This window comes from Planomonospora algeriensis (assembly GCF_977012225.1).
This window is the reverse complement of record NZ_CDRNDK010000357.1, coordinates 1-6,616: the sequence shown is the minus strand read 5'-3', so window position 1 is coordinate 6,616 and position 6,616 is coordinate 1. Positions and strand designations below refer to the sequence as shown.

At 70.3% G+C, this 6,616-nt stretch carries 5 protein-coding genes and 1 pseudogene; 2 read left to right on the top strand and 4 right to left on the bottom strand.

Annotation, left to right across the window (positions count from 1 at the left end):
* Positions 1 to 80: 80 nt before the first annotated feature.
* The gene (locus ACWJ6R_RS27295; protein WP_449064978.1) at positions 81 to 1,064 is read right to left on the bottom strand and encodes a BtrH N-terminal domain-containing protein; all 984 of its coding nucleotides are present in this window, start codon (positions 1,062 to 1,064) and stop codon (positions 81 to 83) included.
* Positions 1,065 to 1,395: 331 nt separating this feature from the next.
* On the opposite strand from ACWJ6R_RS27295, the gene ACWJ6R_RS27290 reads away from it, so the two are divergent.
* Complete coding sequence (locus ACWJ6R_RS27290; RefSeq protein WP_449064977.1) at positions 1,396 to 2,652, top strand: MFS transporter; 1,257 nt, start codon at positions 1,396 to 1,398, stop codon at positions 2,650 to 2,652.
* Between the two features lie 80 nt (positions 2,653 to 2,732).
* On the opposite strand, the gene mctP is transcribed toward ACWJ6R_RS27290, so the two are convergent.
* Together mctP and ACWJ6R_RS27280 are read right to left on the bottom strand one after the other, a co-directional pair.
* Positions 2,733 to 4,325 (bottom strand): monocarboxylate uptake permease MctP, encoded by a 1,593-nt coding sequence (gene mctP, locus ACWJ6R_RS27285; RefSeq protein ID WP_449064976.1) that lies wholly within the window; start codon positions 4,323 to 4,325, stop codon positions 2,733 to 2,735.
* A 4-nt stretch (positions 4,326 to 4,329) separates the two neighbouring features.
* Entirely contained in the window at positions 4,330 to 4,542 is a 213-nt protein-coding gene (locus ACWJ6R_RS27280) for a DUF3311 domain-containing protein (RefSeq protein ID WP_449064975.1), read from the bottom strand.
* Positions 4,543 to 4,933: 391 nt separating this feature from the next.
* Between ACWJ6R_RS27280 and ACWJ6R_RS27275 the strand changes: the two are divergent.
* Positions 4,934 to 5,848, top strand: a pseudogene (locus ACWJ6R_RS27275) (SDR family oxidoreductase).
* A gap of 137 nt (positions 5,849 to 5,985) precedes the next feature.
* On the opposite strand, the gene ACWJ6R_RS27270 reads toward ACWJ6R_RS27275, so the two are convergent.
* Positions 5,986 to 6,616, bottom strand: a 631-nt coding sequence (locus ACWJ6R_RS27270) for a WYL domain-containing protein (RefSeq protein WP_449064974.1), incomplete at its 5' end; no start/stop codon positions are given.

The following is a 6,616-nucleotide window of genomic DNA, read 5'->3' as shown; positions in this document are numbered from 1 at the left end:
GTGAGGGCCGCCCTTCGGGGCGGCCCTTTCCTGTTTTCCGGGACCGGTTCCGGGGCGGGGGTTCCAGAGATCATCTTGAACTACAGCCGGCGCAGCAGCTGCATGGCGTCCTTCTCGAGGCGCGAAAGATCGTGGAGGATGGCGCCGGCCTGCTCGAGATATCCCGCGTCGCCGCTCTCTCCCGCTTTCGCGATCAAGGAGGACACGTCCGTCCACAGGACTGCGGCCTCGGTGTACAGCCGGTGACCGGCACGGAGATCGCCGTCGTCGATCAGCCGGGTGCACTCGTCGAGGAAATCGCGGTAGAGGGCGCGGAACAGGGCACCGCCGGTGCCGCCCTTCTCCATGACAAGGGCGGCCTGCGACAGGTCCTGCCGCGGTGTGCCGGCGCGCCGCAGCCATCCGGGCACCTGCTTACCGGCTTTCTCGATGCCGCGGTGGCCCAGGTTCGCGATGGGAGCGGCGAGGAAGGCTTCGGCGCAGTCTTTGATGGCGGGGATGAGCCGTTCCTGCCAGGGAATCGGGTGAGCCGGCAGGGTGAGGGTGAAGGACCGGTTCCTGGCGGTCATCGGGCCTCGTTCGGCCCGCGCCGCGGCGAGACTCGCCCGGCTGGTGCGTACCGCTCCTCCCTGCTGCTCGGTGTCCACCAGGTACACCTCGTGCTCGTCGTATCCGTACATGGCGACGACATGACCGCCGAAGTGCACCTTGGAGCGGAAATATTCCAGGTGGTAGCAGTCGAGCTGGAGACCGACCGGCCGGCCGGCGTCGATGGGGGCGGTCACGTTCTCCCAGGCCCTGCGCGATGAGGCGGTCTCCTGGACCGTCAACGTCAGCCCCAGCCTCGCGGCCAGGTTCCGGGTGAGCTCGAAGGGCTTGACACGGCCTCCGAGGAAGGGGAACGCCATGGCCTTGCTGTCCCAGTAGACGAAGGACAGGCCCGAACCCAGCCCGAACAGCATGGGCTCGGACAGATCGAGTCCCTCGTGCCGCAGCAGCACCTCCAGCGCCGTCGTCTCGCAGTGCTGCATGCCGCGGGTTTCGATGTCCTTCACGATGGCCATGTGCCGCTCTCCCCATACCGATGTGCCGAACGGTCGCACCGTTTCCATCCCTGACACCCGGATGATCGGCTACCGAGGGCCGTTGGGAGGAACAGCATGAGGCCTCCCGCCGGGGGAGAGTCCAGCCGTGCGCCAGGGCGGCGGTCCGGAGAGCGGCCGCGGGTGTTCCGGTGCACCTCTTTACAAATACGGCAGTGATCACCCAGGCTTGTGACCCGGGCGCCCCGGGTGATCGATGCCGGATGCAGGCCGCTATCCGAGCACGCCGGAGTCGCCCGCGCCCGTTCACCGATTCCTGTTCCTGTGTTTCCCGGGGGTCATGTTGTCCGTCTTGCATGATCGGTGGCGGATCTCGGTCGCCCTGGCGTACGCGGCCTTCGTGCTGGTGGGGATGAGCGCGGGGGTGGGAGGTGTGCTGCTGCCCGCGCAGATCGACGACTACGGTGTGGACAAGGCCACCGTCGGGATCACCTTCTTCACCTTCTCCGCGGGCTTCATGCTCTCCGGAGCCACCGCCGGGTCGCTGGTCGACCGGCTCGGCACCCGTGCCGCGCTCGCCGTCGGCGGCGGCGCATTCGTGCTGGCCGGGCTGTACACGGCCATCCGCCCGCCGTTCGCCGCGCTCGTGGCGGTGCAGGTGGTGGCCGGGTACGGCACCGGTGTGCTGGAGTCCGTGCTCAACGCCTACCTCACCCGGCTGCCGTCGGCCACGACTCTGCTCAACCACCTGCACGCGTTCTTCGGCGTCGGCGCGCTGCTCGGCCCGCTGCTGGCCGCCTGGATGCTGGGTTTCCTGCCCTGGACGGCCGTCTGGCTGGTGCTGGCCGTGGTGTGCCTGCCGCTTACGGCGGGCTTCCTGGTGGCCTATCCCGGAAAGGGCGTCATGGGGACGGCGACCGGGCGCCGTACGGAGCCGATCACGCCGCCGGCCGGGGCGTCGGCGGATCCCGTCCGAAACTCGGAGAAGGCGGGGCGAGGTCTGCTGGCCGCCGCCCTCAGGACGCCCGGGGTGCTGCTGGCCTCGGTGTTCCTCGCCGTCTACGTCGGGCTGGAGATCGGCGTGGGCAACTGGGGCTTCAGCTTCATGGTCGAGGAGTACGGGCAGCCGGGTCTGGTGGCCGGGTACACCGTCAGCGGTTATTGGCTCGGGCTGACCCTGGGCCGGTTCCTGATCAGCCCGGTCGCCGCCAGGCTGGGGCTGACGGCGACCGGCATGGCGTTCGTGTGCCTGTTCGGGGTCACGGCGAGTGCCGCGCTGATCTGGCTGGCGCCGGTGACGGCGGTGGCCGCCGCCGGCTTCGCCCTGCTCGGGTTCTTCCTCGGACCGCTCTTCCCGACGGCGATGGTGGTGGTGCCGAGGCTCACCACGCCCAGGCTGGTGCCCACGGCCATCGGCGTCATGAACGGCGTGTCGGTCATCGGCGGTTCCGCGCTTCCCTGGCTGGCGGGCGCCGTCGCGCAGGGCGTCGGGGTGTGGACCCTGATGCCCTTCGCCTTGACTCTCGCCCTGCTGCAGCTCGTCGTCTGGCGCCTGCTCGTCACCCGGATGACGGCGGATGAGCACGACCCGGCGCCGAGCCCTCACTGACATTCACCGGAGCCCTCGAACGGGCGTACGGCACCGCCCCCGGCAGGTATCGCGGCCGGAGGCGGTGCCGTACCGGGGACTCAGTGAGAGGTGAGGTCCAGGTCCTTGATGCGGGGGTCGCCCTCGTCGGCGAGGTAGTGGTCGGGGCGGGTGGCGTCCTCGCCGTCGGCGAGCTTGGCGGCGCGCGCGACGACCGTGCCGAGGGCCGCGACGGCCAGGTTGGCGGCCAGCGCGAGGACGCCCGCGTAGACGGTCATCTTGGTGTCCAGGCCGAGCTTGTCCAGCGGGAACGCCGATCCGGCGAAGTGCAGCTTGCCGGTGGCCGGGTTGCCGATGTTGTAGAGCAGGAGCATGCCCGCGCCCATGCCCGCGATCCAGCCGGCGATCAGTCCGCCCCGGTGGAACCAGCGGGTGTAGAGGCCCAGTGCCACGGCCGGGAGCGTCTGCAGGATGATGACGCCGCCGATGAGCTGCAGGTCGATGGAGAAGCCGGTGTCCAGGAAGAGGATGCAGGCCACCGCGCCGACCTTGACCAGCAGTGAGGTGATCTTGGAGACGCGGGCCTCGTCGGCGTCGCTCGCGGTGGGCTTGACGTACTCCTTGTAGATGTTGCGGGTGAACAGGTTCGCCGCGGCGATCGACATGATGGCGGCGGGGACCAGGGCGCCGATGCCGACCGCGGCGTAGGCCACGCCGGTGAACCAGTCGGGGAACATCTGGTCGAACAGCCGCGGCACGATCGTGTTGTTGTCCTTGCCGATCGGTGTGGTCCCGGCCGCGATGGCCATGAAGCCGAGCAGCGCGATCAGGCCGAGCAGCAGGCTGTAGGCGGGCAGCGCGGACATGTTCCGTTTGATCACGTTGCGGTTCTTCGAGGCCAGCACGCCGGTGATGCTGTGCGGGTAGAGGAAGAGCGCCAGCGCCGAGCCGAAGGCCAGCGTGACGTACTGCAGCTGGTTGCCGGCGTTGAGCACGATGCCGTCGCCCGGCGCGGGGGTCGCGGCGAACTTCGCCTGGGCCGCGTCGAAGATCGCATCCCAGCCGCCCAGCTTGGCCGGGATGACGATGACCGCGGCGAGGATCACGATGTAGATCAGCGTGTCCTTGACGAAGGCGATCAGCGCGGGGGCGCGCAGGCCCGACTGGTAGGTGTAGGCGGCCAGGATCGCGAACGCGATGATGATCGGCAGGTGCCCGGTCACGCCCATCGACTTCAGCACGGCCTCGATGCCGACGAGCTGCAGCGCGATGTACGGCATGGTCGCGACGATGCCGGTGATCGCGATCAGCAGGGCGAGGGTGGGGGAGCCGAAGCGGGCCCGGACGAAGTCGGCCGGGGTCACGAAGCCGTGGATGTGCGAGACCGACCAGAGCCGGATCAGCACCAGGAACACCATGGGGTAGATGACGACGGTGTACGGCACGGCGAAGAAGCCCATCGCGCCCGCGCCCCACAGCAGGGCGGGCACGGCCACGAAGGTGTAGGCGGTGTAGAGGTCGCCGCCGACCAGGAACCAGGTGACCCAGGAGCCGAAGCTCCGGCCGCCCAGGCCCCACTCGTCGAGGCTGGCCAGGTCCTTCGGCCGGCGCCAGCGCGAGGCGACGAACCCCATGCCGCTGACGACCAGGAAAAGGACGGTGAATATGATGATTTCGGTCAGGTGCTCCTGCATGACGTCACCGCCCCCGCTTGGTCATCTGGTAGACGATCGTGGTGCACGTGACGCCGACCGCGATGAAGGCGAGCTGGAGCCAGTAGAACATCGGGAAGCCGAACAGCCGGGGCTCGTCCGAATTGAACAGGAAGGGCAGCAGGGGCAGGACGATCGGTACGAGCAGCAGCCAGTTCCACGGGCTGCGATCGCTCCGGTTCCCATTGGGTGCGGACAACGCGATCTCCTCATATCGGAGAGAAGCCGGTCGGCCACGGACCGGCCCTTCGGGCTGACCGGCAGAGTAACCACGTGATCGTTTCATTGCGGTCACCGCGCGTCGAACGCGCCCGTTCACGCGGCGAACGGTCGATGGCCGGCATCGGAGCCGTCACGTCCTGCATGATGACCCGTCTGCCGCAGGCATGCGACCGGTCGGCGATCTTCCGGAGGAATGGCCTTGACGTGGTCGGGGGCCGCCCTGCGGGGGACGGTCCTGGCGGTGCCGACGCGTCGCCGCATGCTCTCTCTGATCGCTTCGGGTCGTCGCATGGTCAAGGCGGCGGACGATCGGTGATCGAAGGAAAACATGACATGGGGTGTCCTGTTTTCTTGCCAGCATCGTGCTCATGGACATGCCACTGAAGGGGAAGGTCGCCCTGGTCGCCGGGGCGACGCGGGGAACGGGCCGGGCGATAGCCGCGGAGCTGGGCGCCGCCGGGGCGACCGTCTACTGCACCGGGCGCACGACGCGGGAGCAGCGCTCGGAGATGGACCGGCCGGAGACCATCGAGGAGACGGCCGAGCTGGTGACCCGGGCGGGCGGCGAGGGGATCGCCGTCCAGGTCGACCACCTGGAGCCGGAGCAGGTCGAGGCGCTGGTGGGAAGGATCGGCCGCGAGCACGGCCGGCTCGACGTGCTGGTCAACGACGTCTGGGGCGGTGACAGGTTCGCCGCCTGGGACACGCCACTGTGAGAGCACCCCCTGGGCGACGGCCTGCGCCTGCTCCGGCTGGCGGTCGACACCCACCTGATCACCAGCCACTTCGCGCTGCCGCTGCTGACCAGGAACCGGGGCGGTCTGGTCGTGGAGGTGACCGACGGCACCTGGGAGTACAACGCCGGCCACTACCGGGTCTCCTGCTTCTACGACCTGGCCAAGATCGCGGTGAACCGGCTGGGGTTCTCCCAGGCCCACGAGCTGCGCCCGTACGGCTGCACCGCGGTCTCCCTGACCCCCGGCTGGCTCCGCTCGGAGATGATGCTGGAAATCTACGGCGTAAAGGAGGAGAACTGGCGCGACGCGCTCGAGAAGGAGCCGCACTTCGTGATCTCGGAATCGCCCGCCTTCACCGGCCGCGCGGTGGTGGCGCTGGCCGCCGACCCGAAGCGGGAACGCTGGTCGGGGCAGTCGCTCTCCAGCGGGGGGCTCGCCCAGGTGTACGGCTTCACCGACGTCGACGGCACCCGGCCGGACGCCTGGCGCTACATGGTCGAGGTCCAGGAGGTGGGCGGACCCGCCGACGACACCGGCTACCGCTGATCCGCACGGACCGCCCGGCGTCCGGGCTGGGAGGCCGCCGGCCCCCGCGTCCTGCCGGGGGCCGGTGTCGACGGGCCCGACGGGAGGGCTCCTGTCCGGGATTCACCAGGGCCGACGAGAGGGCTCCTGCCCGGGATTCACCGGGGCGGGCCGTACAGGCGGGACAGGCGGGCGGCGGCCTCGGCGAGGAGGGCCCGGAGGGCGGGCGGGTCGAGGACCTCGGCCTCGGGGCCGAAGCGGAGAAGCTGGCCGTAGGCGACCTCGGGGGACTCGACGGGCAGGACGAGCGTGGTCCGGCCCCGCTCGTCGGGCTCTCCGGCCGATGCCAGCGCCTCGTCGAGGGCCGCGGGGTCGGCGACGTGCCGGAGCAGGCGCAGGCCGCCGGGGCTGAGCCGTACCGTGACGCGGGTGGTGAGCAGGGAGCGGGTGAACTCCGCGGCCCGCCCGGCCCAGAAGGCGGCCAGGTCGAAGTCGCGGTCCCGGTCGAAGCGCCGGTCGGCGTGGACGGCCACGGCGGTGAAGCGGTCCACCCGGTAGATCGCCGAACGGGTCGCCAGGTACCAGACGCCGGCCTTGAGCACGAGGCCGTAGGGCTCCAGCGTGCGCTCGGCGTCGCGGTAGCGCGCGGTGACCGGGTGGTCGCCCCAGACCGCCCTGGCCAGCGGGGCCAGCGGTTCCGGGGGCGGGCGCTCGCTGGCGAACCAGCCGGGGGGCGTCGAGGTGGAAGCGCTGCGCGGCCGTGCGCCGGGGCGTCGCGCAGGCCGGGGG